The organism is Xanthomonas sp. LMG 12461 (genome assembly GCF_009192935.1).
Taxonomy (GTDB): Bacteria; Pseudomonadota; Gammaproteobacteria; order Xanthomonadales; family Xanthomonadaceae; genus Xanthomonas_A; species Xanthomonas_A sontii.
In genome coordinates, this window is record NZ_NQYT01000033.1 from 1 (window position 1) to 25,256 (window position 25,256).

At 69.6% G+C, this 25,256-nt stretch carries 23 protein-coding genes; 5 read left to right on the forward strand and 18 right to left on the reverse strand.

The annotated features are described in order from the left end of the window. Window positions 1-357: 357 nt before the first annotated feature. The 5 genes from CEK68_RS08915 to CEK68_RS08935 all read right to left on the reverse strand — a co-directional run bounded on the left by CEK68_RS08915 (window position 358) and on the right by CEK68_RS08935 (window position 5,274). Window positions 358-1,872, reverse strand: a complete 1,515-nt coding sequence (locus tag CEK68_RS08915) for a hybrid sensor histidine kinase/response regulator (protein WP_043094740.1) — start codon at window positions 1,870-1,872, stop codon at window positions 358-360. A 6-nt stretch (window positions 1,873-1,878) separates the two neighbouring features. Next, window positions 1,879-2,319 (reverse strand): response regulator, encoded by a 441-nt coding sequence (locus tag CEK68_RS08920; protein WP_010343137.1) that lies wholly within the window; start codon window positions 2,317-2,319, stop codon window positions 1,879-1,881. Beyond that, window positions 2,316-4,127, reverse strand: a complete 1,812-nt coding sequence (locus CEK68_RS08925) for an ATP-binding protein (RefSeq protein WP_152239171.1) — start codon at window positions 4,125-4,127, stop codon at window positions 2,316-2,318. Before CEK68_RS08925 ends, CEK68_RS08920 begins: the two co-directional genes overlap by 4 nt. A 199-nt stretch (window positions 4,128-4,326) precedes the next feature. Continuing rightward, entirely contained in the window at window positions 4,327-4,671 is a 345-nt protein-coding gene (locus tag CEK68_RS08930; RefSeq protein ID WP_226975011.1) for a hypothetical protein, read from the reverse strand. A gap of 186 nt (window positions 4,672-4,857) precedes the next feature. Continuing rightward, window positions 4,858-5,274, reverse strand: a complete 417-nt coding sequence (locus CEK68_RS08935; protein ID WP_017908374.1) for a BON domain-containing protein — start codon at window positions 5,272-5,274, stop codon at window positions 4,858-4,860. 144 nt (window positions 5,275-5,418) lie between these two features. Between CEK68_RS08935 and CEK68_RS08940 the strand changes: the two genes are divergently transcribed. Beyond that, complete coding sequence (locus CEK68_RS08940) at window positions 5,419-6,459, forward strand: oxidoreductase (protein WP_152239172.1); 1,041 nt, start codon at window positions 5,419-5,421, stop codon at window positions 6,457-6,459. Window positions 6,460-6,469: 10 nt separating this feature from the next. Here the strand turns inward: CEK68_RS08940 and gnd are convergent, their stop codons facing one another. Together gnd and CEK68_RS08950 are read right to left on the reverse strand one after the other, a co-directional pair. Next, a complete protein-coding gene (gene gnd / locus CEK68_RS08945; RefSeq protein WP_152239173.1) occupies window positions 6,470-7,414 on the reverse strand; it encodes a phosphogluconate dehydrogenase (NAD(+)-dependent, decarboxylating) in 945 nt (314 codons plus the stop codon). Between the two features lie 69 nt (window positions 7,415-7,483). Beyond that, entirely contained in the window at window positions 7,484-8,794 is a 1,311-nt protein-coding gene (locus tag CEK68_RS08950; RefSeq protein WP_152239174.1) for a hypothetical protein, read from the reverse strand. A gap of 184 nt (window positions 8,795-8,978) precedes the next feature. Here CEK68_RS08950 and CEK68_RS08955 point away from each other — a divergent pair, with 184 nt between their 5' ends. Next, on the forward strand, window positions 8,979-9,869 hold the full coding sequence (locus CEK68_RS08955; protein ID WP_152239175.1) for a TIGR01777 family oxidoreductase: 891 nt from the start codon (window positions 8,979-8,981) through the stop codon (window positions 9,867-9,869). A 137-nt stretch (window positions 9,870-10,006) separates the two neighbouring features. On the opposite strand, the gene CEK68_RS08960 is transcribed toward CEK68_RS08955, so the two are convergent. The 6 genes from CEK68_RS08960 to CEK68_RS08985 form a co-directional block, all read right to left on the reverse strand. Next, complete coding sequence (locus CEK68_RS08960) at window positions 10,007-10,375, reverse strand: glycine zipper 2TM domain-containing protein (RefSeq protein ID WP_026143726.1); 369 nt, start codon at window positions 10,373-10,375, stop codon at window positions 10,007-10,009. A 131-nt stretch (window positions 10,376-10,506) separates the two neighbouring features. Next, window positions 10,507-11,241 carry a DUF2242 domain-containing protein gene (locus CEK68_RS08965; RefSeq protein WP_152239176.1) on the reverse strand — a complete coding sequence of 245 codons (735 nt, stop codon included), beginning with the start codon at window positions 11,239-11,241 and terminating at the stop codon, window positions 10,507-10,509. 125 nt (window positions 11,242-11,366) lie between these two features. Then, window positions 11,367-12,416 (reverse strand): DNA methyltransferase, encoded by a 1,050-nt coding sequence (locus tag CEK68_RS08970; RefSeq protein ID WP_152239177.1) that lies wholly within the window; start codon window positions 12,414-12,416, stop codon window positions 11,367-11,369. Further along, window positions 12,409-13,515, reverse strand: coding sequence for a hypothetical protein (locus tag CEK68_RS08975; protein WP_152239178.1), 1,107 nt, complete (start codon window positions 13,513-13,515; stop codon window positions 12,409-12,411). The genes CEK68_RS08970 and CEK68_RS08975 overlap by 8 nt, the downstream gene beginning before the upstream one ends. Before the next feature lie 9 nt (window positions 13,516-13,524). After that, window positions 13,525-14,949: a nicotinate phosphoribosyltransferase gene (locus CEK68_RS08980; RefSeq protein ID WP_152239179.1), complete on the reverse strand. Its 1,425-nt coding sequence runs from the start codon at window positions 14,947-14,949 to the stop codon at window positions 13,525-13,527. 61 nt (window positions 14,950-15,010) lie between these two features. Continuing rightward, the gene (locus tag CEK68_RS08985; RefSeq protein ID WP_017909091.1) at window positions 15,011-16,066 is read right to left on the reverse strand and encodes a bifunctional nicotinamide-nucleotide adenylyltransferase/Nudix hydroxylase; all 1,056 of its coding nucleotides are present in this window, start codon (window positions 16,064-16,066) and stop codon (window positions 15,011-15,013) included. 285 nt (window positions 16,067-16,351) lie between these two features. Here CEK68_RS08985 and CEK68_RS08990 point away from each other — a divergent pair, with 285 nt between their 5' ends. Both CEK68_RS08990 and CEK68_RS08995 read left to right on the forward strand, forming a co-directional pair. Beyond that, window positions 16,352-17,350, forward strand: coding sequence for an arabinogalactan endo-1,4-beta-galactosidase (locus CEK68_RS08990; protein ID WP_152239180.1), 999 nt, complete (start codon window positions 16,352-16,354; stop codon window positions 17,348-17,350). 86 nt (window positions 17,351-17,436) lie between these two features. Then, window positions 17,437-18,318, forward strand: coding sequence for an endonuclease/exonuclease/phosphatase family protein (locus tag CEK68_RS08995; RefSeq protein ID WP_152239181.1), 882 nt, complete (start codon window positions 17,437-17,439; stop codon window positions 18,316-18,318). Window positions 18,319-18,769: 451 nt separating this feature from the next. Here CEK68_RS08995 and CEK68_RS09000 read toward each other — a convergent pair whose 3' ends face one another. Then, entirely contained in the window at window positions 18,770-19,669 is a 900-nt protein-coding gene (locus CEK68_RS09000; RefSeq protein ID WP_152239182.1) for a LysR substrate-binding domain-containing protein, read from the reverse strand. 86 nt (window positions 19,670-19,755) lie between these two features. Here CEK68_RS09000 and CEK68_RS09005 point away from each other — a divergent pair, with 86 nt between their 5' ends. Continuing rightward, window positions 19,756-20,499, forward strand: coding sequence for a sulfite exporter TauE/SafE family protein (locus CEK68_RS09005; RefSeq protein WP_193314143.1), 744 nt, complete (start codon window positions 19,756-19,758; stop codon window positions 20,497-20,499). Between the two features lie 181 nt (window positions 20,500-20,680). Here the strand turns inward: CEK68_RS09005 and CEK68_RS09010 are convergent, their stop codons facing one another. From CEK68_RS09010 to CEK68_RS09025, 4 genes are all read right to left on the reverse strand, one after another. Then, window positions 20,681-22,858: a carboxy terminal-processing peptidase gene (locus CEK68_RS09010; protein ID WP_043094714.1), complete on the reverse strand. Its 2,178-nt coding sequence runs from the start codon at window positions 22,856-22,858 to the stop codon at window positions 20,681-20,683. Between the two features lie 232 nt (window positions 22,859-23,090). After that, complete coding sequence (gene lipA / locus CEK68_RS09015; protein WP_043094712.1) at window positions 23,091-24,101, reverse strand: lipoyl synthase; 1,011 nt, start codon at window positions 24,099-24,101, stop codon at window positions 23,091-23,093. 22 nt (window positions 24,102-24,123) lie between these two features. Next, complete coding sequence (gene lipB, locus CEK68_RS09020) at window positions 24,124-24,831, reverse strand: lipoyl(octanoyl) transferase LipB (RefSeq protein WP_150409630.1); 708 nt, start codon at window positions 24,829-24,831, stop codon at window positions 24,124-24,126. Next, the gene (locus CEK68_RS09025) at window positions 24,819-25,097 is read right to left on the reverse strand and encodes a YbeD family protein (protein WP_017908125.1); all 279 of its coding nucleotides are present in this window, start codon (window positions 25,095-25,097) and stop codon (window positions 24,819-24,821) included. Before CEK68_RS09025 ends, lipB begins: the two co-directional genes overlap by 13 nt. Between the last annotated feature and the right edge of the window lie 159 nt (window positions 25,098-25,256).

Sequence of the window (25,256 nt, forward strand, 5' to 3'; positions counted from 1 at the left end):
GGGATTGGGGAATCGGGATTCGGGATTCGCAAAAGCGGGTTTCTGGGAACTGACACCGCGCGCTCAGAGCATCGCTGCGCTTCGCGCGCGAAGCGGAGACGGCCGTTGCTGTTGCCTCCAACGAATCCCGAATCCCGACTCCCGAATCCCCGCTTCACAGTGAAAGGCCGGGATTAGGGAGTCGGGATTGGGGATTGGCAAAAGCGGATTGCTAGGACTGAAACAACGCGCTTAAAGCGTTGCTGCGCCTCACGCGCGAAGGGGCCGAGGCTGTTGCCCTAAGCGAATCCCGACTCCCGACTCCCCAATCCCCGCTTCACAACGAATCCCCAATCCCGACTCCCGAATCCCAGCGCCTCAACCACTCTCAAGGGCATGCGCCACCGCGCGGAACACGCGCTGCATTTCCAGCGGCTTGCGCAGGACGTGCACGGCGATGTCGGCGGGGAAGTGGTCGCGCTCCAGGGTGGTGCCGGTGTCCTCGAGCACGATCGCCGGGCCCTGGTAGCCCAGGTCCTGCAGCGCCAGCAGCAGGCGTACCGCCGACAGCAGGATGATGTCGCTGTCGACGATCACCAGGTCCGGCAGACCGTGCTCTTCGACGTCGCGCAGCGCGGCGGCGCCGTCGGACGCCAACTGCGGACGGTAGCCCTGGCTGGACAGCGCATTGCCGAGCAGCGACAGCCGCGTGGCCTCGCCGTCGACGAGGAGCACGCGCTGGCCCTTGCCCATCGGCAGCGACGGCTCCGGCTCGAACGACGGCACCGGCGCGCGCAGCGGGATCAGCAATTCGAAGCAGGTGCCCTGGCCCGGCGTGCTGTCCACGCCGATCCGGCCGCCGTAGCTTTCGACGATGCGCTTGCACGAGATCAGGCCCAGGCCGGTACCGTCCGGCTTGGTGGTGAAGAAGGGGCTGAACAGCCGCGCCTGGGTCTCCGCGTCCATGCCCATGCCGCTGTCGCGGACCAGGATGCGCACCTGCTCGCTACCGTCGGCGCCGATCGCCGGCGCCGCCGAGAAGCTCAGCTGGCCGCCGTCGGGCATCGCCTGGATCGCGTTGAGGCCGAGGTTGAGCAGGCACTGCTGCAGTTCGGTGTAGTTGGCTTCGATCGACAGCGCCGGATCGGCCACGTCCGCCTGCAGCGTGACCCGCTCCGGCAGGCTGCTCTTGAGCAGCATCTGCACCGCCTGGAACAGCTCGGCGATGCGCACCGGCTCGCTGGGCGTGCGCGAGCCGCGCACGAACGAGAGCATCGACTCGGCCATCTCGTGGCCGCGCCGGCCGCACTCGGCGATGACGTCGGCCAGGTGCCGCAGTTGCGGATCGTCGCTGCGACCGACGATCAGTTCCGGCACGATCAGCAGCGGCTGCAGGATGTTGCGCAGGTCGTGGCTGAGCCCGGCGGCGAGCAGGGCCAGGCTCTCCAGCCGCTGCGCGCGCATCAGTTCGCGCTCCACCCGCTGCCGCTCGCGCTCGGTGCGGGCCTCGCGGATCGCCCGCGCCACCGCCGACGGCAGGCGGGTCGGGTTGTGCTTGATGATGTAGTCGTTGGCGCCGTCGCGCAGCGCCTCCACCGCGGTCTCCTCGCCGATGGTGCCGGAGACGAAGATGAAGGGCACGGCGTTGCCGTCCTCGCGTACCACCCGCAGCGCCTCGTGCCCGGAGAACCCGGGCATGCTCAGGTCCGACAGCACGATGTCCGGCGCGAACTCGCCCAGCGCCTCGCGCAGGGTCGGCTCGCTTTCCACGCGGCGGAAGGTCGCCTCCAGGCCGGCGTCCAGCAACTGGTCGGACAGCAGCTCGGCATCCTCCGGCGAATCCTCGACCATGAGGATCCGGATCGGGCCAAGCCTGGGGCCGGTGGTGGGCATGCGCGCTTACTCTTTGTCCGGCGCCTGGTTGATCAGCGCCCAGAAGGTGCCCAGGGTCTTCACCGCGGTGAAGAACTGGTCCACGTCCACCGGCTTGACCACATACGCGTTCACGCCCAGATCCCAACTGCGGGCCAGGTCGCTTTCCTCGCGCGAGGACGACAGGATCACCACCGGCAGGCGCTTGAGCGACTCCTCGCTGCGCACCAGCTTGAGCACTTCCAGGCCGTCCATGCGCGGCATCTTGATGTCCAGCAGCAGCACCGCCGGCAGGCCTTCCTCGCGGTCGGCATAGGCGCCGCGGCGCAGCAGGTAGTCCATCGCTTCCACGCCGTCCTCGACGTGCACGATGGGATTGGCCAGACGCGCGTCGCGCAACGCATCCACCGCCATTTCGGCATCGGCGGGGCTGTCTTCGGCAAGCAGGATGGTGCGGATGGCGGTCATGCGATGAACTCGGTAGTGGGCGCTTCGGGCGCCGGGGGCAAGACGAAATGGAAGGTGGCGCCCTGGTCGGGGGCGGACTCGGCCCAGATATGGCCGCCATGGCGGGTCAGCACGCGGCGCACGCTCGCCAGGCCGATACCGGTGCCGGAATACTCGCTGGCCTTGTGCAGGCGCTGGAACACGCCGAACAGCTTGGCCGCGTAGGTCATGTCGAAGCCGGCGCCATTGTCGCGCACGCTGAAGTGATGGCTGCCGTCCGGCTGCACCTGGTAGCCGACCTCGATCTGCGCGACCTCGCGCTTGGCGCTGTACTTGACCGCATTGCCGAGCAGGTTCAGCCACAGCTGGCGCATCATGTTTTCGTCGGCGACCAGGATCGGCAACGGCGCGATGCTCCATTCGATGCGATGCCCGCTGTCGCCATGGTCGGACTGGTAGTTGGCGTCGAGCACCGAACGCGTCTCCGCCACCAGCGACTGCATGTCCACCGCCTGCAGGCGCAGCGCACTGCGGCCCAGGCGCGAGTACACCAGCAGGTCGTCGATCAGCGAGGCCATGCGCCGCGCCGAGGTGCCGATCACCTCCAGGTAGTGCCGGCTCTTCTCGTCGGCGCCATCGCCCAGGTGCCGCACCAGCTTGTCGGCGAAGCCGGCCACGTGGCGCAGCGGCGCGCGCAGATCGTGCGAGACCGAGTAGCTGAACGCCTCCAGTTCGCGATTGACTTCGGACACCTGCTCGACCTTGCCCTCCAGCTGCCGGTTCAGCTCCTGGATGCGCTGTTGCGCGGTTTTCTGCAGGGTGATGTCGCTGACCGTCATCAAGACCACTTCGTCCTCGCTGTCCGGCAGCGGCATGCGCCGCGCATTCAGCAGCATGGTCCTTCGTACGCCGTCCGCGCCAAGCTGTTCGTGCTCGAAATCCCACAATTCGCGTCCGCGCAGCAGCACGTCGGCCAAGCGCTGCACGATCACCGGATCCTGCCAGACGCCGTCGCCGACGTCGGCGAGCAGCTTCGGCGGATCCGCCAGGTCCATGCCGTACAGTTCGGCGAAGGCGGTGTTGTGCATCAGCATCCGCTGCCCGTTGTCGAGCAGCACGATCGGCTCGCGCACGGTCTGCAGCACCGCCGCGGCGCGGCCGTTGGCGCGCAGCATGTGGCGCTCGGCATCCAGGCGCCGGCCGATCTGCCGTTGCAACAGCCAGATCACCAGGCCCAGCAACAACAGCTGCACCACCAGCGAGGTCCAGCTCATCATCGAGGCGAGCATGCGGCGCTGCTCGGCGTCGGCGGTCCGCTCGCTCAGCAGTTCGTCCTCGCGCCGCTGCAGCTCGGCGATCAGGCCGCGCACTGGATTGTCGGCGGTCATGTCCTGGATCAGCGCGCGGATCCGCTCCGGATCGCGGGTCTGCGCGATCCGCTCGGCGATCAGGCCGCGTCGCTCCAGCGTGCTCTGCAGGCGGCCGACGCGGATCTGCTGGTCCGGGTTGTCGCGGGTCAGCTCGGCCAGGTGCGCCAGCGTCGGCTGCATCGAGTTGCGCGCCTGCTGCAGGCGCGCGGTCAGGATCGGCGACTGCACGCCGTGCGACATCGCCATCGCCGCCGATTCCATGTCGCGCATGTCCGCTTCCATCGCGTTCAAGGTGGCGGTCACTTCCTGGCTGTGGCCGACCCAGTCCGCCGCACGCAGGGTGCTGGCATTCATCTGCCGCAGCAGCAGCGAGGGCAGGATGACGATCAGGACGACGGCCAGCGCCAGCAACGGCAGCCGCCAGCGGTCCCAAGCATCGTGTTTGGCGATGGTCTGCATAGCTGGTGCGTCAAAAGAAGGAACGGCTGCGGCCATCGCGGGCGCGCATTGTCGCCCATCTTCCCCGGCAGCAGATGAATTGTTCAGCGGAAGCGCGACACCCCGATCGCGGTACCTGCAAGGACTCTATCCCAGGCCGCGCGCACGACGAAACGGGCGGCCTGCGGCCCCCCGCGGGAGTGCCACGCGCGCGCCGCGCTCAGGGCCGGCGCGCCGGGGGCGGAATGGAACCGGCGGTGGCGCCGATCAGGGTCCAGGCCGGCATGCCGGCGCGGACCAGCAGGAAATCGGCGTGGCTGCGCAGGCGCCGGCGCTCGGATTGGCTCAGGCCCTGATCCAGTTCCTGCATCAGCACGGAGAACGCCGGCCAGAACCCGGTGTCGTCGTGAAACGTGGTCAACAGCATGCTCAACTGCGCTTCCAGCCGGCGCACCGCCGGCAGCAGCAGTGACGGCTGCGCGCCATGGCCGGACAACGCGGCGCCCAGCGCCTCGGCAGCCGCGGCCGCGTGCCCCGCAGCCGGGTGGGGTTGGGTCTCCAACATCGCGCGTGATCCGTTGACGAACATGAAGGCATGATGTCTGAGCGGGTGTCAATGCGACGCGAAATGCGATTTCCGTCGCGAATTTGCCCCCCCAAAAAAAACGCACCCCGCAGGGTGCGTCGCAGACCGGCTGTCGCGGGTGGGGCGCCTCGTCGCATCCCCACCCGCGGCGGCGGATCGCAATGCTTACTTCTTGGCGGCGGCGCTGACCTTCAGGTCGGCCGCATCCACCTTCTTGACCCCGTCGATCTTCTTGGCGACCGCCACGGCCTTGTCCTTCTCGGCCTTGGTCGCGACCGCGCCGGACAGCTTGACCGTGCCGTTGACGGTGTCGACCTTGATCTCGGTGCCCGACACGTTCTTGGTGGCCAGCAGATCGGCCTTCACCTTGGTGGTGATCCAGGTGTCGGTGACCGGCTCCTTGGAGTCGTGGCGAGTCGTGTCATGGGCCATGGTGTCGTGCTGCATCGTGTCCTGCTGGCCCATGGTGCCGTGGTCCTTGGCGCTGGTGGCCTGGCCGGCTGCGAACGCCTGGCCCGCGCCGAACGCGAAACCGGCCACCAGGGTGGCGCCAAGCAGGGTGCGTGCATTGATCGTCTTCATCGTGTCTTCCTCCGCTGAATGTGCGCGCAGTCTCCGCCAGGCCGTCGTACAGGCGGCGTGACCGAAGAATCGCCGCAGCGTGAATGCGCAATCCGCCCACGCAGCCCAGGCGATACTGGCGTCCCGCCGCTGCTGCCTGCGCCCATGTCCGACTTCAATCTCGCCCTGCTCGGCTTCGGCTACGTGGGCCGCACCTTCCATGCGCCGCTGATCGCACACACGCCCGGCCTGCACCTGCACACCGTGGTCTCGCGCCAGGCCGAGGCCGTGAACGCAGCCTGGCCGCAGGCGCGCGTGGTCGCCGATGCGGCGCAGGCCTTCGCCGATCCGCGGATCGATGCGGTGGTCATCGCCACGCCCAACCAGACCCACGCGCCGCTGGCGCTGGCTGCCCTGGCCCAGGGCAAGCACGTGCTGGTGGACAAGCCATTCACCCTGGACGTGGCCGAGGCGCAGCAGGTGCTCGACCAGGCGCAACGCGCCGGCCGCATCGTCAGCGTGTTCCAGAACCGGCGCTGGGACGGCGACTTCCTCGGCGTGCGCGCCTTGCTGGAGGCGGGCACGCTGGGCGAGATCGCCGAGTTCCATTCGCACTTCGACCGCCACCGTCCGCAGGTCGGCGACCGCTGGCGCGAGCACGCACTCCCCGGCTCGGGGCTGTGGTTCGACCTGGGGCCGCATCTGCTCGATCAGGCCCTGCAACTGTTCGGGCCGCCGCAGGCGTTGCAGGCCGATCTGGCGCTGCAACGTCCCGGCGCGCAGACCGTGGATTACGTGCATGCGGTGCTGCGCTATCCGCGGTTGCGCGTGGTGCTGCATGCCGGTTCGCTGGTCGCCGCCAACGGCCTGCGCTTCGCGCTCCACGGCAGCGGCGGCAGCTACGTCAAGCACGGCCTGGATACGCAGGAAGCGCAGTTGCGCGCAGGCGTCGCGCCGGGCGCGCCCGGCTGGGGCGAAGATCCCCTGCCCGGCCAGTTGCGCCTGGTCGGCGCCGACGGCACGCACGCCGTCCAGACCCTGCCCGCGCCGCGTGGCGATTACCGCGACTGCTATGCGGCCTTTCGCGAGGCGATCGCAGGTCGCGCACCTGCGCCGGTGGATGCGGCGCAGGCGCTGGCGGTGATGCGGCTGCTGGAGGCAGGCGTGCGCAGCGCCGCCTCCGGCTGCAGCGTCACGCTGGACTGAGCGCCAGGCCTCAGGCCGGGCGCGTACCGCCCGGCGCGGGCGCGTCGCCGCCCTCGTGCTTGATCGCATGGCCGCCGAACTGGTTGCGCATCGCCGCCAGCAACTTGTCGGCGAACGAATCGTCGTCGCGCGAGCGCAGCCGCTCCAGCAGCGAGAGGGTGATCACCGGCGCCGGCACGTCCAGGTCGATCGCCTCGGCCACGGTCCAGCGGCCCTCGCCGGAGTCCTGGACGAACGGCGCGATGCCGGCCAGGGTCGGGTTGTCGCCCAATGCATCCGCGCACAGGTCCAGCAGCCATGAACGCACCACGCTGCCCTGGCGCCAGACCTCGGCCACCTGGTGCAGGTCCAGCGCGAACTCCTGCTTGCGCCCCATCAGCGCGAAGCCTTCGGCATAGGCCTGCATCATTCCGTACTCGATGCCGTTGTGGACCATCTTGGTGAAGTGGCCGGCGCCGCTGGGGCCGACATGTCCCCAGCCGGCATCGGCGGCCGGCGCCAGGGTCGCGAACACGTCGTGCAAGCGCTGCACCGCGGCGTTGTCGCCGCCGATCATCAGGCTGTAGCCCTCGCGCAGGCCCCACACGCCGCCGCTGGTGCCGCAGTCGACATAGGCGATGCCGTGCGCGGCGAGTTCGCCGGCGCGGCGCATCGAATCCTTGTAGTAGGAATTGCCGCCGTCGATCACCACGTCGCCCTTGCCGAGCAACGGCAGCAACGTGGCCAGGGTGTCGTCGACGACCTTGCCGGCCGGCACCATCAGCCACACCGCGCGCGGTGCCGGCAACGCCGCGATCAGCGCGGCCATGCTGTCGACCGCGTCGACCCCGCGCTGCTGCGCCGCGCTGCGCGCGGCCTCGCCCAGGTCGAAACCGACCACGCGATGCCCGCCGCGCACCAGCCGCTCGGCCATGTTGGCGCCCATCCGGCCCAAGCCTACAAGTCCCAGTTCCATGCGTCGTTCCCGGTTCGAAAAAAGGAGGGTTAGGGTCTCACGAAGCGGCGATGCCGACGTGACGCGCAGCTAAGGCGCCGATGCGGCGGCAGGTGCCGGCGGCGGCGTTTGCGCACAGTCGTGCAGTTGCAGGTCGCGCCAGCGCTGGTACAGCGTGGTGTGCAGGTTATGCAGGGTCAGCTCGATCGCGAACGGCGTGCGCGGATTGCGATCCAGCAGCCGCACCACGTGATAGCCGATCGGCTTGACGCCCTTGGGATGCACGTAGACCTGAAAGCCCCGGTAGAACGGATCGTCGAGCAAGGCGTCGAGTTGCGCGAGCACCGCCTGCTGCGCCGGATCCAGGCGTGCGCGCAGTGCCGGGTCGCGCTCATACAGCAGGCGCTCGAAGCGTTCGCGGCCCGGGCCGCGCAGCGCCCGCGCCAGCTCCCAGATGCGGCGGTTCTGGGCGTCGTAGTAGGCGAAGCCACCGTGCGCGCGCAAGGCCGTGGCGGCCTCGGCGCTGACCGCGGCGACCACGAAGTTCTCGGCCTGGTTGTTGATGTCGTCCAGGTAGCGGCGCTCGAACACGTGCACGATGTAGCCAGGCGCACCGAGGAAGGCCGCACGGCCGCGCCGCGCGGTCCTGGCTGCCTTGCCGTCGGCGAAGAACTCGCCGGCGTGCGCGCCGAGCAGGATGCTGTCGGTGTCGTGCAGGGTCAGGAAGGTGCCGATCGACAGCTCGTCGGCGCTGAACGCACGATCGAACGCCGCGTCGCCATACAGTTCGCGCTGTGTGGCCAGTTGCGCGATCTGCCGGCCGACGCCGCATTCCGAACGCACATGGCCGCTGTAGAACGCCTCGATCGCCTGCGCATTGCCGCCTGCCGGGCGATAGCCGCGGCCGAAGCTGCGGAAGCGCTCCCAGCCTTGCGCGTGCGCGCCGCGCAGGCCGAAGCCGATCCAGCCCAGTTGCAGCGCCGAGAAGCGATAGCCGGGATTGTCCTGCAGGCGTGCGACCGCGCGCGTGGTGGCCGCCCCCAGTTGCAGGAAGTAGCCGCACTGCGTGGCCGGGGTGTCCAGCAAGGCACGCAAGGCCTGCTGCCGTTGCGCGTCGTTCCAGGCCGCGGGCAAGGCCGCCTGCAGATCGCCGTGCGCCTGCGCCTCGGCCAGCGAACCGCGTTCGCAGGGTGCGCCGGCGGCGATCTGCGGCTGCGCCGCGCTGGTCGTGCCGATGCGCCAACCGAGCCGCTCCAGCAGTGCGGCCAGGCAAGCCGCGCTGGCCTGGTCGGCCGGCGCTGGCGCGGCCGTGGCCGCGGCACTGGCCAGCAGCGCGGCCAGCAGGAGACCGACGCCGCGGCGAAGCCGCGGCGGGCAAGCGAACCTCGATGGTCGGATCATGGAGCGGACATCGCGAACAGGAGCTTCCGTTGGCCACGTGGCGGCGGCGCCCGCGCAGCGTGCCGCCTCGCCCGTGCAGGCGTCGCGAAACACAGCGCCGCGGCACCGACACCCCCGGCGTTCACTCTTCCGCCATGCCCGGCGCACCTACACTGCGGCTCCCTTGGCGCAAGCGATCCCCTGCATGCACGTGCTCGTTACCGGAGGCACCGGATTCATCGGCCGCGCGCTGTGCCCGGCCCTGCTCGACGCCGGGCACCGGGTCAGCGTGCTGACCCGCGACCCCGCACGCGCGGCGCGCCTGTTGCCGGCGGTGCAGGTGCTGGACGATCTGCAGCGCGCCGCACCGGCCGATGCGGTGATCAATCTCGCCGGCGAACCGCTGACCGAAGGCCGCTGGAGCGCCACCCGCAAGCGCCGCTTCCGCACCTCGCGCATCGGCACCACCCGCGACCTGCTCGACTGGATGAGCGGACTCGACGCCGCGCAGCGCCCGGGCTGCCTGATCTCCGGCTCGGCGATCGGCTACTACGGCGACCGCGGCGACGAGGTCCTGGACGAAACCAGCACGCCGGGCGACGACTTTGCCGCCCAGCTCTGCCGCGACTGGGAAGCCGAAGCGCTGCGCGCGCAGGACCTGGGCGTGCGCACCAGTCTGGTCCGCACCGGCGTGGTGCTGGGCCGCGACGGCGGCGCGCTGGCGCGGATGCTGCTGCCGTTCCGCTTCGGCATGGGCGGGCGCATGGGCGATGGCCGCCAGTGGATGAGCTGGATCCACCGCGACGATCAGGTCGGGTTGCTGCTGTGGCTGCTGCAGCAAGGCGGCGAAGGCGCCTACGACGCCACCGCGCCGGCGCCGGCGACCAATGCCACGTTCGCGCAGCAACTCGCCGCGACCCTGCATCGTCCGGCGCTGCTGCCGATGCCGGCGGCGGCATTACGCCTCGGCTTCGGCGAGATGGCCGAGCTGTTGCTGGGCAGCCAGCGCGTGCTGCCGACACGTGCGCAACGCGAGGGTTATGTGTTCCGGTATCCACAGTTGGACGCGGCGCTGCGCGATCTGCTCGCCGATTGAGCCGCCGCGGCGCCGAATCGCGCAACGTCGCAACCGGCACCCAAAAAAACGCCCCGGCGGAGGCCTCCGCCGGGGCGTGCTGCATCAGGTTGCCGGGTCGGCGTCAGGCACCGACCGACACGATGCGGTCGCGCGACTCAATAACGCTTGCAGACGGTCTCGACCACGCGATTGCCATTGGCCTGCTGACGCTGGCCCTGGATGTAGCGGCCGGTCGCACCGCCGGCGACCGCGCCACCGACGGTGGCCAGCTTGCGGCCATCGCCCTTGCCGATCTGGTTGCCCAGCAAGCCGCCGATCGCCGCACCCGCCAGGGTGCCGCCGATGCGGTCCGGATCGGTGCTGTTCTTGCGCACCGCGACCTTCTTGCAGTGCACGCGGGTGCCGTCGCTGAAGCGGCGGCCGGCGTCCTCGGGACCGTAGTGACGCTGCGCCTCGGCCAGCGGCGCGGCGGCCGTGGCGATGGCGAGGACGGAAAGACACAAGGCGGATTTGAGAGTGTTCATGCTGATTGCTCCTGGGTGGCGGAGCCGATGCACAAGCACCGCGCTCTCGACGGGCGCCACCTTCTCACCGGATTCGCGAATGGTTCGTGAAGCGAAATCGGCCGCATTCAGCTTGTGTAGCAACGCCTGAATCAGTCGGCGCCGCCAGGCTCGCCGCTCGGAGGCGCGGTCGCGACGGGCGGCTGCGCCGCAGTGGCGGCCGCGGGTGCCGGCGGCGGCGTGGGCGCTGCGGCGGGCGGCGGAGTCGGCACCATCGACGCTGCAGGTACAGGTGCGGGCGCTGCCGGCGCCGGCGCCGTCACCGCCGCGGACGGATGCGCCGACGGCTCCGGTGCCGGCTTGCTCTTGGGCAGGTACTCGCTCATCAGCTGGAAGAAGCGCTTGTAGAAGTCGCCGTCCTGCACCGTACTGCTGGCCACCCGCACCATCGAATCGTCGCTGCTGCCGATCGGCAGGGACACCGAGCCGAGCACGCCGACGCCGACGCTGGCCGAGGTCGGGCTCTTCTTCAGCGCATAGCGGTCCTGCAAGGCACTGACGAACACCCAGGATTCGTCCTGCCCATGCGCGACGCAGGACACGCGCAGTTCCAGTTGCTCATGCAACTCGTCGCTGGGCTGGAAGTTCTTGGTGCCTTCCACCGCATCGGCGGTGGCCTTGGAGACCACGTAGCCCTGGCTCAGCAGCGCGCGCCGCGCCGATTCGCAGGCCTGCGCCGGCTGCACCGGGTAGTTGCGCGAATAGGTGTTGTCGGAATTGAAGGTCTCTTTCACCAGGCCGTCCTGCTTGCGCGCGAAACAGCCGCTCAGGCCGATCGCGATCAGCGCGAGCGCGGGAATGGCGAGAACCTTGGAGGGAGCGGACATAGGCCGTTGACCGGAGAGAGGGAACCGCGGCAAAGGATAGCCGCAAGCGCGTGGGCGCGGCCTTGACGCCACCGCGGCCGCTCATCCCGCGGTTAGCGAGATGGGCGATCTGCGCCGCCGCCGCGTCAGGCGGCGGCGGGTTCCAGCGCCAGGTCCACGCGCAGCAGGCCGCCGTGGCGATCGCGACGTTCGGCGCGCAGGTAATGATGGGCGTCGAGCAGTGCCAGGGTCGGCGGCACCGCCAGCGGCTCGCCCCACAGGCTCAGCAGGAAGCCACGCGCGCGCAGCCAGTCGAGCAGCCGCAGCAGGCCGTCCAGGTCGCGCGGCAGCAGCAGGTCGACGTCGCCGGGCAGGCGCGGCGCCGCCGCCGGATCGGCCAGCCAGCGCGGATAGCTGCCGTACAGCGCAAAGACGAAACCGTCGGCGTGCAGCGCCTCCAGCAACTGCGCCGTACCCGCCAGGTCGATGCGCTGGCGCCGGTGCTGGAAGATCAGCGCGTACTCGTGGCTGCGGTCGCTGCGGGTGTCGCCGGGCGCCAGCGGCTGCGCGGTCTCGCGCGGGTAGCACAGCACCCGCTCGGGACAGGGCGCGAACAGGCTGCCCAGGATCCGCGCCAGGTCCCAGGCCTGCGGCACCGTGGCCGCGCCAAGTTGGACGTTCTCCACCATCGCGATGCAGAAGCCGTCCTCGCGCAGGTGGCGGCGGACTCCATGGAACACCGCGCGCAGGCCGTGCAGATAGGCGGCGTAGTCGGCACTGGCGTAGAGCTGGTCGGGCCCCGCCTCAGCCGGCCAGGCACAGCCGAAGTACGGCACGTTGGTCAGGCACAGGTCCACCGGCGCGGATGGCGCGCAGTACGGCAAGCTGCCGTCCAGCACCTCGGCGTGCAGGCCCAGCCGCTGCAGCCGTTCGCGCGCCAGCCGCGCACGCGCCGCGTCGATCTCCAGGCCGATGCCGTGGCGCCCTTCCAGTTCCGCCGCGAGCAAGGTGCTGCCGAAGCCGCAGAACGGATCCAGCACACGCTCGCCCGGCGCGCTGAAGTGGCGCACGAACGGACGCATCTGCCCGACCCAGCCGCAGTCGCGCGCGCCCAGCGGATCGCGCTGGCGCAGGTCCTCCGGCAGCCGATGTTGCGGCGGATCCGGCTGCGGCGTCCACCAGCTGCGGCTATCCATGCGACGCCCGCCACAGCAGATCGCGGTCCGGCTGCCAGCCGGCGCACAGCCGGCCGTCGGCGAAGAACACCAGCTTGTAGATGTCGCCGCTGCCGTGGCGCGCGTGCATCGCCCCGTAGTCGGAGGTCTCGAACACCACCTCCATGCCGTCGGCGGTGGCCAGGCGCAGGTTCCAGAAGTAGTAGCCCTCGGTGATCTGCAGCGGCTGCAATTCGCGCCACCACGGCGCGGCCATGCAGGCGCCGAGCACCTGCTCCACCGCGACCCGCGCCTGAGTGAGATAGCGTGCGGTGCCGCCATCGCGGTAGCCGTCGCCGAGCCGGGAGAATTCGCGGAAGATCACCGTACGTGCCCCGCAGGCACGCGCCCAGTCCAGGTAGGCCGCGACGCCGTCGGCATCGGCGATGCCACCGTGCTGCAGGATGCACACCAGGCGCAACGGCAGCGCTTCGGCGATGCGTTGCGCAGTGGCGACGAACACGTCCGCATCGGCGATCGCCTCGCCGGGGCGGAAACGCATGATCGCATCGTTCTGCGCTTGCTGCGGATGGTGCCGCGACAGCTCGATCCACGACAGACCGAAGCGCTGCAAGGCCTGCAGCAGCGCATCGCCATGGCCGCGGGCAAAGCCAGCACCGTTGCTGTACAGCACCCGCTGCTCGACCAGCAAACCCTCGCGCTCGGCCGCATCCAGGGTCCGCAGCAGCTCCACGAACCAGGCTTCGTCGTCGGTCATCTCCAGCCCCGACAGCGAGTGCGACAGCGGCAGTCCGCGCAACTGCGCCAATGCCTGACGCAGTTGCGCGAAGTAGTCCGGCGGCGGCCGCAGGCTGGCCGCGGCGGTGCCGCCGGCCTGCGGCCGCAGGGTTTCCGAGCAGAAACGGCAGCGCGCCGAACACGGCCGCACCGATGCGTAGGGAGTGAAGGTCACCGGCTGCGCGACGCGGTAGTCGCGTGCGCCGATGCGCTGCTGGCGCCAGCGCGAGGCATCCGCCGCGGCCGGCACCCGCCATTCCAGGTGCGGGGTGCTGGCGCGCAGCGCAGCGAACAGGGGCGAGCCGCCGCTCAACGGCGGCGGACTCGACAGGGACGCATGCATGACCGCCTCCTACAGGCGCGCGGCGTTCGCGCGCTCGCGTACCTCGGCGAAGGTCCAGTCGTGCAGCAGGCGGCCGTTCTCCCACACGGTGACCATCGCATCGTCGTAACCGGCCGGGCCGGCGACCGCTTCGGCCGACACCGCGTCTGGCGCCACCGGCTCGGTGCGGTAGCTGCCGTACTCGCGGTGCCGCAGCAGACGCATGCGCCCGCGCTTGCTGAGCTTGCCCTTGTCGGTGACCGGATCCTTGTACACGTCGATCCAGCGGCCGTCGACGCGCGCGGCCGAGCACTTCAACGCGAACTTCTGGGTATCGCGGTCGAGCCGTTGCAGCAAGGCGCCACCCATGCCGAAGGCCAGATTGTCGGTGGCGTAGCCGGCGCTGGTGATGCGCTCCAGGATCGCGCGGATGCTGGTCGGGTTGACCCCGTCGCCCTGGATCACCCGCACGTGGTTGAGCACCTTGTAGCCCTTGCCGTTGACGCTGTGACCGAAGGCCTCGTCGAGCAGTTCCAGGCACTGGTGCACCACCGCCACCGGATCGCCGGAGTCCGGGCGGATCACCACGGTGGCGCCGGAGGCGATCACCTCCTCGCGCAGCGTGGTGCCCCAGTGCTCGCGGATCGCGTGGAAGATGTCGTAGCTGTCCGACACCACCGCGACCACGCCGCCGGGCTTGCCGAACTGCCTGAGCATGTTGCGGTAGGCCTCGACCTCGCGCTCGCGGCCCCAACTGGTGATGGTGCTGTGCTCGGCGGCGGGGATCGAATAGCCGGCCATCGGCTCGTGGTAGTGCGCGCGCGCCAGCAACAGCCCGGACACGGTGTCGGTGCCGAGGAAGTTGACCAGGTGCGCCGCACCGCCGATCGCCGCCGATTCCAGGCTGGACACGCCGCGCGCACCGAAGTCGTGCAGCTTGAACGGCAACTGCCCGTCCGGATCGTCGCTGGTGCGCTCCAGGAACTGGCGGATGGTCTGCTTGGCGTGCCAGCTCACCGTGGCCACGGTCACCGGGTACCAGATGCGCAGCAGCAGCGTCTCCAGGTACGACGGTACCCAGTAGGCCTGCGCGTCGGTGGACTCGATGGTCATCAGCGCGTTGTGGGTCGGCACCACGCTGCCCTCGGGCACGGCGCGGATGCGGATCGGCAACTGGCCGCCGAGGCGGTCGACGATGTCGCGCCAGCCCGCTTCGTTGAACGGCTCGCCGTGCGCGGCGAACAGGTCGCGCGCCTCGTCGATGTCGGCATGGGTGACGGGGCGGCCCAGCGCCTCCTTGAGGATCGACTGCAGACCGAAGAACACGGTGCGGTCGTAGACGCCGCCGCGTGATTCCACGTAGAAGAACGTGGCGTCGGTGCCGGGCGGGTACTGCAGCCAGTGGCTGGCCTTGTAGCTGTCGGTGTTGAGCAGCAGGTTGTTCAGGCATTGCATGACGGAAGCTCCTTCGCGTCTGGGAAAGCCGGCGGTCTGTCCGCCGGCCGGGAAGGCCGCGTCAGCCGCGGCCGAGGAAGAATTCGAGCAGGTGCAGATGGTCTTCGAACAGTTTCGGCCCCATGCCCAGCACTTCGCTGACCGGCACCCAGCGCGCCTTGTCGGCGTCGTCGCCGCCGCGCACCTCGGGCAGTTCGCCGAACACGAACTCGAAGTGGAAGGCGTGGGTGATGGTGCGCCCGCGCAGGCTGCGCTCGGGGTGGTCGAACACGTGGCGGTTCTTCAGCGAGCCCTTGAGCACCGGCACCGGAATCTTCAGCCGGGTCTCCTCGCGCAGTTCGCGCAGGCAGGCGTCGAGGATGCTCTCGTGCTGGCCGACGAAGCCGCCGGGCAGCGCCCACAGGCCCTTGCCGGGGGCCGCGCGGCGGCGCACCAGCAGCACGTGCCCGGAATGCACCACTACCGCATCGGCGGTGACGAAGGTCGGCGGATACGGCGCCTCCTTCCAGGCGGCGCGGTACTGCTCGATGAACTGGTACTCGGCGAGCAGTTCGGCATACGAGGGCGAGTTCTTGCGGAACGCCTCGAGCATGTCGAACACCGGCGTCGGCACGTTGCCGCGCAGCATCAGCAGCGCGCCGTGGAAATCGATGCTGCCGGCCTCGAACAGGTAACGGCGCAGCTCGGTCGCCGACAGCGTCTCGGTGTGCTGCACGTCGACCAGCGGCCACTGCGGGAATTCGCGCAGGTAATAGCTGCTGGCGTCCTTGTCCATGCCGATCAGGCCGATCCGAGCCTCGGCGCTGCCGCCGTCGCTGCGCACCGCCTCGGCCACCGTGGACTGCACCGCGGCGATCCACTGGCTTTCGTTGTACAGATGGTCGCGCAACGGCCGCAGGATCAAGCGCTCGCCGGCGCCTTCCAGCGCGGCCTGGATCATCACGCTGCGCTCGGCAACGGTCCAGGGATTGCGGATGGTACGAGGGGTCTCGGCCGAGCCGATCAGGAAGATGAGTTTCTGACCACGTGCGAGGGCGTGGCGGGCAACGGCGGCGTGGCCGTTGTGGAAGGGCTCGAAGCGCCCGATGAACACGAGATAGTCGAACTCCATGAGCATCCCTCACGGTTGGGTGAATCGCCGCGGGTCTGTCCCTTGGCGTGAGCGGAATGCTACGCCGATGCCGCATCGCGTCAAGTGACGCACCGCGCAGATTCATCGGCCATCCAGACAGCGCTTGCGGACGTCGCGACAGCACCGCTGCAGTGCAGCGCGCGTCGCCGTGACGATCGCGCTAGCCTCGTGCGCGCCGCGGCTGCGGGGGACGGCCCGGCACGTCGCGGCGCCCACTCCTCGGGGCCGCATGACGCCCCCCTTCCCTCCTTCCATCACCGCGAGAATCGCATGAACCGATCGAGCAAGCGCGTGTCCGCCTGGCTGCTGGTGTTGTTGCTCGCCTGTCTGTGCGCGCCGGCCACGGCGCAGACCTTCGCCAAGGGCGCCGATGTCAGTTGGATCGACCAGCAGGAGAGCAGCGGTCGCGTATTCCGCAACGCCTCCGGCACCACCACCGATTTCTTCTCGCTGCTCAAGGGCACCGGGGTCAACGCGATCCGGCTGCGCGTGTGGGTCAATCCGCAGGGTGGCTGGAACGACGGCGCCGACACGCTGAACATGGCCAAGCGGGCCAAGGCGCAGGGCATGCGCATCCTGATCGACTTCCACTACAGCGACAGCTGGGCCGATCCCGGCAAGCAGACCAAGCCGGCGGCCTGGAGCAACCACGACTTCGCCACCCTGGTGAAGGACGTGTATTCGCACACCAGCGGCATCCTGTCCTATCTCAAGTCCAACGGCATCGACGTGAGCTGGGTGCAGGTGGGCAACGAGATCAATAGCGGCATGCTGTGGCCGGACGGCAAGACGCCCAACTTCGGCAACCTCGCGCAACTGATCAACAGCGGCTACAACGCCAGCAAGTCGGTCTACCCCAATGCCAAGGTGATCGTGCACCTGGCCAACGGCCACGACAACGCGACCTTCCGCTGGTTCTTCGACAGCCTCAAGTCGGCCGGCGGCAAGTGGGACGTGGTCGGCATGTCGCACTACCCGTCCCCCAATGCCTGGCAGAGCGCCAACACGCAGATCGCCAGCAACATGCAGGACATGGTGGCGCGCTACGGGTCGGACGTGATCGTCAGCGAGGTCGGCATGGACTGGCAGCAGGCCGCGACCACCCGCGCGATGCTCGCCGATCTGCTGAGCAAGACCCGCGCGCTCGGCAGCCGCGGCCTGGGCGTGTTCTATTGGGAACCCGACGCGTATCCGGGCTGGCAGGGCTACACGATGGGTGCGGTCGACAACAACGGGAAACTGACCCAGGCGCTGTCGGCGTTCAACTGAGCACCTCGCGGCAGGCGCGCCACGCGGTGGTCACCGACACCACCGCCGTGCCACCATCGCGTGCTCCGCTCCTGTCGAGATCTGCCATGTCGCTGTCGCTGTCGTCCGCGCGCAAGCTCGCGCTTCCTCTGCTGCTGGTGCTGAGCGCGTGCATCGCGCCAGCGCAGGCGCGCACGCCCGCAACGCCCGCCGCGCCGGCCCCGCTCAAAGTAATGAGCTTCAACGTCCGCGTGCCGGTCGATACCGACGGCGACAAGCGCTGGGACGTGCGCCGCAGCGCGATGGCCGCGCTGATCCGCGCGCAGCACCCGGATGTGTTCGGCACACAGGAACTGGTCCAGCGCCAGGCCGACTACCTGGCCGCGCAACTGCCGGAGTACCGCTGGTTCGGCCCCAGCCGCGACGGCAAGGACGAAGGCGAACGCATGGGTGTGTTCTACGACAGCCACGCGCTGAAGCTGCTGGACTCGGGACACTTCTGGCTGTCGGACACGCCGGAGGTGATGGGCAGCATCAGCTGGGGACATCCGCTGCCGCGCATGGTCAACTGGGGTCTGTTCGAGCGCATCGGCGATGGCCGCCGTTTCTACCTGTTCGACACCCATCTGCCCTATCGCGACGAGGACGAAGCGGCGCGCGCCAAGGGCGCGGCGCTGATCGTGTCGCGGCTGAAGGCGCTGCCGGCGGACGTGCCGGTGGTGCTGACCGGCGACTTCAACACGGTGCCGGACTCGCCGACCTACCGCACCCTCACCGCCAGCCTGGCCGATGCGCGCACGCAGGTGACGCAACCGCAAGGCCCGGAAGCGACCTTCCACGATTTCACCGGCCACCCGGACCGGCGCATCGACTGGATCCTCTCGCGCGGGTTGAAGGCCACCGACTACGCCACGCTCGACGCGCGGCCGCAGGGCCACTGGCCGTCCGACCATTTTCCGGTAATCGCCACGTTCGCCTGGCCGCAGTGACGCGCGTGGGCCTGCGGCATGGACCGCAGGCCCACGAACGGGAGCGGTCCCTATCTGTTCGGTATCAGCCGCGACGCGCATGACGCGAAAGGCCTTGGCGTGGCTGACCAAGGCCGCATCGAGCGCTGCAAGACAGGCAACACTTCCGGCAGAGCCAACGCAGAAGCGCGTGATCCGCGCAGTTCTTCCGTCGCAATCTCGCACCGGAAAGCATCCGGCTCCGGCAGCAGTCGGGACTGAAGTCCCTCCCACAGCAAGCAACTGCGCTGACAGAGGGGGCCGTGCGTCCGCAGGAGCAGCTTCAGCCGCGACACGCGTCACCGGGGAACAGCCGTCGCAAGCGATCCCGAACAGCGTAACAAGGCCCGCGCCTGCCAGTTAACGCTGCCTCGCTGCACCATTGCGCAAGCGCATCGTCAGAGGCGTCGGTCGTGCGCCAGCCGACTGATCCTCAGGCCGCAGGCGCCGCATGCGCGCACAGCCAATCCAGGACCTGCTGCACTGGCGGCGACGGCGCCGGTGTCGGTCGCCAGACGATCGACAACTGGCGCAGCGCCCACGGCTCCTGCAGCGGCACCGCGACCAACTGCGCGCGCACGCTGACCCGCTCCAGCGCCGCCTGCGGCAGGATCGCCACGCCGGCGCCGCGCGCCAGCATGCGGCACAGCGGTTCGATGCCGTGCACCTGCGCGCGGATGCGCAGCTGGCCACCGGCACGCGTGGCATGGGTCCGCAGATGCTGCTGCAGTGCGCTGTCCTCGGCCATGCCGAGCAACTGCGCCTGCAATACCTCCGAGAACCGCAACTGCGGCGCCTGCGCCAGCGGATGCGTGGCCGCGGCCACCAGCACCAGCCGATCCTGCCGAAACGGGCGCGCCTGCAGGCCCTGCAGATCGGCGTGATCGGCGATCACCGCCAGGTCGGCGCGTTGCTCGCGCAGCGCGTCGGCCGCGGCGACGCTGCCCTGCTCGCGCAGCGCCAGATCGATGCGCGGGTGCGCCACCAGGAACTCGGCCAGCAGCTCCGGCAACCATTCCGACAGCGCCGCGGTATTGGCCAGCAGGCGCACGCTGGTGGGGTGGCCGCCGGCGTACTCGCCCAGTTCGCTGCGCATCGCCTCGGCCTGCCGCAGCAACTGCCGCGCGTGCCGCAACAGCGCGGTGCCGGCCGCGGTGAGGCCGACGCCACGCGGGCCGCGCGCGAACAGCGCGACGCCGAGCTGCGTCTCCAGCGCGCGGATGCGTGCACTGGCGGCGGCCAGCGACAATGCCGCGCGGTCGGCGCCGGCGGTGATGCTGCCGGCTTCGGCCACCGCCAGGAACAGCCGCAGATCGGTGAAATCCAGGTGCATCGGCGCTCCCGCCTTCGTCGTTGCCGAAGTCTGCCTGAAGCATTCGCGCATTGTCCGGCCGCCGCGGCGCGCCGATGCTGGATGCCATGGACACCCTCGCACCGCATCTGCTGCCGATCGCCCTGGTCTTCCTGCTCGCCGGCGGCGTCAAGGGCGTGGCCGGCATGGGCCTGCCGACGGTGGCGATGGGCCTGCTGGGACTCTGGCTGACGCCGACCGAGGCCGCGGCGCTGCTGGCGCTACCGTCGCTGCTGACCAACCTGCAACAAGCCTGGGGCGCAGGCACCGGCGCGCTGCTGCGGCGACTGTGGCCGCTGCTGGCGTGCATCGTCGCCGGCACCTGGGGCAGCGCCGGCGTCCTCGCCGAAGCGGACCCGCGGCTGGCGCGCGCCGGCCTGGGCGCGTTGTTGGCGCTGTACGCCGTGCTCGGCCTGAGCCAGTGGCAGGCACGCCTGTCGCCCTCGCAGGCGCGCTGGGCTGGGCCACCCGTGGGCCTGGCGACCGGATTGCTGACCGGCGCCACCGGCGTGTTCGTGTTGCCGGTGCTGCCCTACCTGGTGGCGCTGGATCTGCCGCGGGAGGCGCTGATGCGCGCGCTCGGCAGTTGCTTCGCCGCGGCCACGCTTGCGCTGGCCGCAGCCCTCGTCGCGCACGGGGCATTCCCCACCCAGGCGCTGGGTCCGTCGTTGCTGGCGCTACTGCCCACTGCCGTGGGCATGTGGCTGGGCACGCGACTGCGCCAACGCATCTACGCCAGCGCGTTCCGCCGCGTGTTCTTCCTGACCTTGCTGGCACTGGGCCTGCACCAGGTGTGGCAGGCACTGGGCTAGGGCGTGTCGTCGCGACGACGCGGGATGTGGGAGCAACCTGATCGCGAAATTACCCTCCTACCGGGCAAGCAGAATCCGCCTGCCCGTGGCGGAAACGAGAGATGCCATGAAGCCGCTCCCACAAAAAACGCGCCACCGCTGGGCGATGGCGCGTTGGCTTTTGCGACGCTAGCGCGCGGGCTCAGTCGGCCCAGCGCCCCGGGCCGGTGGACTGCGGCAGCACCTGCACCGACAGCGGACGGTCCTTCTCCAGCAGGTTGACCGCATCGCTCAGGATCGAGGCCGATTCGCGCAGCAGCGGATCCGGGCGCTTGTCGACCAGCTTCTCGCGCGCGGCGTCCTTGACGATGTCGCGCTCGTTGCCGGTCAGGCCGTCGTCGCTGCTGTCGTCGGCCAGCGGATCCAGCGGCAGGCCGAGCTGCTTGCGGATCTCCTGGCGCTGCTTGCGCTGCGCGTCCTGCTTCTCACGCTCGGCGCGGCGCTCGGCCTCGTTGAGCACCACGTACTTCTTCGCCGCCTCGGTGCGGAACTGGCGCACGTCCTCTTCCCACCACTGGAATTCCTTGTCGTTGGCGATGCGCGTGGTGTGCAGCGCCTCCAGCTTGGGCAGCAGCGGCGCGAAATTGCCGTACTGGGTGTGCGGCACCGCGGCGATGCGGCTCCAAGGCAGCGCGTTGTCGTAGGTGCTTTCGCCGAACTCGGTGGCATCGACGCTGGCCGGGAAGGCGATGTCCGGCACCACGCCCTTGTGCTGGGTGCTGCTGCCGCTGACGCGGAAGAACTGGGCGATGGTCAGCTTGACCTGGCCGAAGCGGTCGGTCTCGTTGGCCGGCCAGCGGTCCAGGTCGACGATGTTCTGCACCGTGCCCTTGCCGAAGCTGGTCTCGCCGATGATCAGGCCGCGGCCGTAATCCTGGATGGCGCCGGCGAAGATCTCCGAAGCCGAGGCCGAGCCGCGGTTGATCAGCACCGCCAGCGGGCCGTCCCAGGCCACGGCCGGGTTCTGGTCGCTGTTAACGGTGACGCGGCCGCCGGATTCGCGTACCTGCACCACCGGGCCCTGCTCGATGAACAGGCCGGTCAGCTCGATCGCCTCGTCCAGCGAACCGCCGCCGTTGTTGCGCAGGTCCAGCACCACGCCGTCGACCTTGTCGGCCTTGAAGCCGGCCAGCAGCTTGGCCACGTCGCGGGTCGCCGAGGCATAGTCCTTGGCGTTGCGGCGGCGGCCTTCGAAGTCCTGGTAGAACGCGGGCAGCTTGATCACGCCGATGCGCCGCGCCGGCTCGCCGTCCTTCGCAGGCAGCTCGATGGTCTCGCCCTTGGCGGCCTGTTCGGCCAGGCGCACCTTCTGCCGGGTCAGCAGCACCTGGCGATGCTTGCCGTCCACGCCGGCCTCGGCGGGGATGTACTCCAGGCGCACCTGGGTGTCCTTGTCGCCACGGATCTTGGCGACCACGTCGTCGATGCGCCAGCCGATCACGTCCTCGACCGGGCCGCTCTTGCCCTGGCCGACGCCGACGATGCGATCGCCCGGCTTGAGCGTGCCGTCCAGCGCGGCCGGACCGCCCGGGATCACCTCGCGGATCACTACCAGGTCGTCCTGCTTCTGCAATTGCGCGCCGATGCCTTCCAGCGACAGCGACATCTGCTGGTTGAAGTTCTCGGCGGTGCGCGGGGTGAAGTAGTCGGTGTGCGGATCGACCGTGTTGGTGTAGGCGTTCATGAAGAACTGGAACACGTCCTCGCTCTTCAGTTCCTTCACCGAGTCGTCGAGGTTGGCGTAGCGCTTGTCCAGGGTCTTGCGGATGTCCTCCGGCTTCTTGCCGGCGAGCTTGAGCCGCAGCCAGTCGTTCATCACCGACTTGCGCCACAGCGCATCCAATTCCTGGTCGTCCTTGGCCCACGGCGCATTCTTGCGGTCGTACTCGAACTTCTCGTCGCCGTCGAAGTTGAAGTCCTGCTTGAGCAGCTTGCGCGCGTAGGCGATGCGCTCGTCCACCCGTTGCCGGTACACGGCAAAGATCTGGAACGCCGGTTCCAGCTGGCCGGAGGCGATGTTGGCGCCAAGGTTGTTCTGGAAGCTGGCGAACTTGTCGACGTCGGCCTGGGTGAAGAACTGCTTGCTGCCGTCCAGGGTCTCCAGATACTTCTTGAAGACCTCCTTGGAGGTCGCCTCGTCGAGGGCGCGCGGCCGGTAGGCGTAGCGGCTGTCGGAGAGCAGGCCGTACACCAGCTTGGCGGTGGTGGCCTGGTCGGCGGTGGCAGCGGCCGGCAGGGCGGGCGCATCGGTACGGGCGAACAGCGCCAGCGGTGCGGTCAGCGCAAACGCCAGCAGGAAGGCGGAAGCTTTGAATTTCATCTGGGGACTCTCGGCACCAGGCCGTCAGGGGGGCAGCACATCGCGTGAGACAACACGACAGTGACGCAAGTTGCAGGCCGTGTCACCTGTTCATGAAGCAGACTAGCTGCCGGCTTGCGCAGAAATGTGAACGCTGCCGGTGCGAGCCGCGCGGACGGTCGCTTTGCGGCGACGAACGTGCGTCGTCGCCGCGCACAGGCGCGATCGACGACGCGGCTCAGGAGGACGCGATTCAGGCGGCGACGCCGGCGCCGGCCGCCTGGCGATCGGCGTGATAGGACGAGCGCACCATCGGACCGGAGGCCACGTGGCTGAAGCCCAGCGCGTTGCCGTACTCCTCCAGCGCCTTGTATTCGTCCGGCGTCCAGTAGCGCATCACCGGGTGGTGATGGGCGGTCGGCTGCAGGTACTGGCCGATGGTGACCATGTCCACGTCGTGCGCACGCAGGTCGCGCAGGGTCGCCTGCACCTGCTCCAGGGTCTCGCCCAGGCCGAGCATGATGCCGGACTTGGTGGCGATCGCCGGATGCTGCGCCTTGAACTTCTTCAGCAGGGTCAGCGACCACTGGTAGTCGGCGCCGGGACGCACGTTCGGGTACAGGTCCGGCACGGTCTCGATGTTGTGGTTGAATACGTCCGGCGGATTGGTCGCCAGGATCTCCAGCGCGCGGTCCATGCGGCCCTTGCCGCGGAAGTCCGGGGTCAGGATCTCGATGCGGGTGGTCGGCGCGGCGACGCGGATCGCACCGATGCAGTCGGCGAAATGCTGGGCACCGCCATCGCGCAGGTCGTCGCGGTCGACGCTGGTCACCACCACGTACTTCAGGCCCATGTCGGCCACGGTCTGCGCCAGGCTGGCCGGCTCGCCCGCATCCGGCGGCTTGGGCCGGCCGTGTGCGACATCGCAGAACGAGCAGCGGCGGGTGCAGACCTCGCCGAGGATCATGAAGGTGGCGGTGCCGTGGCCGAAGCACTCGTGGATGTTCGGGCAGCTGGCCTCTTCGCAGACGGTGACCAGGCGGTTCTCGCGCAGCTTGGCCTTGAGGTTCTGCACCGCATTGCCGGAGGGAATGCGCACGCGGATCCACGACGGTTTGCGCAGCACCGGCGCATCGGCGAACTGCACCGGCGAGCGCGCGATCTTGTCGCCGCCCAACTGCTTGACGCCGGTCTGCAGCGGCGCGGGCGCGCTGTCGCCGGAAAGGACCTGCAAGGGAATGGAGCGTGCGCTGGGCTGGGTCATGGCGTAGTCGGCGGGCAGGCGGTCAGGCCGCGTGCGTGAGCGAAAGATCGGGCAAGGCGTCGAGCGGCTGCAGGGTCAGCCCGAACTGGCGCGCCAGTTGGGCCAGCAGGACCGGAGTGACCGCCTGCATGCCGGAGGGACCGCCCAAGTCTAGCACCGCGGTCACCTGCAGGCCCTGGTAGCCGCAGGGATTGATCCGGTGGAACGGCTCCAGGTCCATCGCCACGTTGAACGACAGGCCGTGGAAGGTGCAGCCGCGGCGCACGCGGATGCCGAGCGCGGCGACCTTGGCGCCGCCGACGTAGACGCCCGGCGCGCCGTCGCGGCGTTCGCCGAGGATGTTCCATTCGTCGAGGGTGTCGATGATCGCCTGCTCGATCCGGCACACGTAGTCGCGCACGCCGATGTGCAGCCGGCGCAGGTCCAGCAGCGGGTACACCACCAGCTGGCCGGGGCCGTGATAGGTGACCTGGCCGCCGCGATCGACCTGCAGCACCGGGATGTCGCCCGGTGCCAGCACGTGTTCCGGCTTGCCGGCCTGGCCGAGGGTGAACACCGGCTCGTGTTCGACCACCCACAGTTCGTCGGGGGTGGCCTCGTCGCGCGCGTCGGTGAAGCGCTGCATCGCCCGCCACACCGGCTCGTAGGGCTGGCGGCCGAGCTGGCGGACGCCGCACGGTGGCAGCGTCGGTGCCGGCGCCACTGGCGCGTCCCCGGCTACAGCGTCCACTTCACTTCCGGGTGTTCGCGCAGCGCCTGATGCGCGGCGTCGTACTGGGCGCGGTCCACGGCACGGAAGGCGATGCGCACCGACACGTACTTGCCGTTGGACGAATGCTTCCAACTGACGCGCTCCTCCATCACCTCCACGCCGGCCGCGGCGAGCAGGCGCGGCAGTTCGGCCTCCAGGCCGGTGTTGGCGGTGCCCATGGCGCTGAGTTCGAACACGCCGGGGAACTGGAAACCGTGATCGGGGTTATCGGAAGTGATGTCCATGTCCGCATTATCGGGCCGGCGCCGGGCAAACCCAAGGCCGGGCCGAGGTGGACGACAGCAACCCGGGCCTGCCGGCCGCATGCCAGGCACCGGTCTGGCGCGGCCACGCTGCCTCGGCATGCGACTACCTGCACGGGTCATTGCGCACCATCGCCTTCA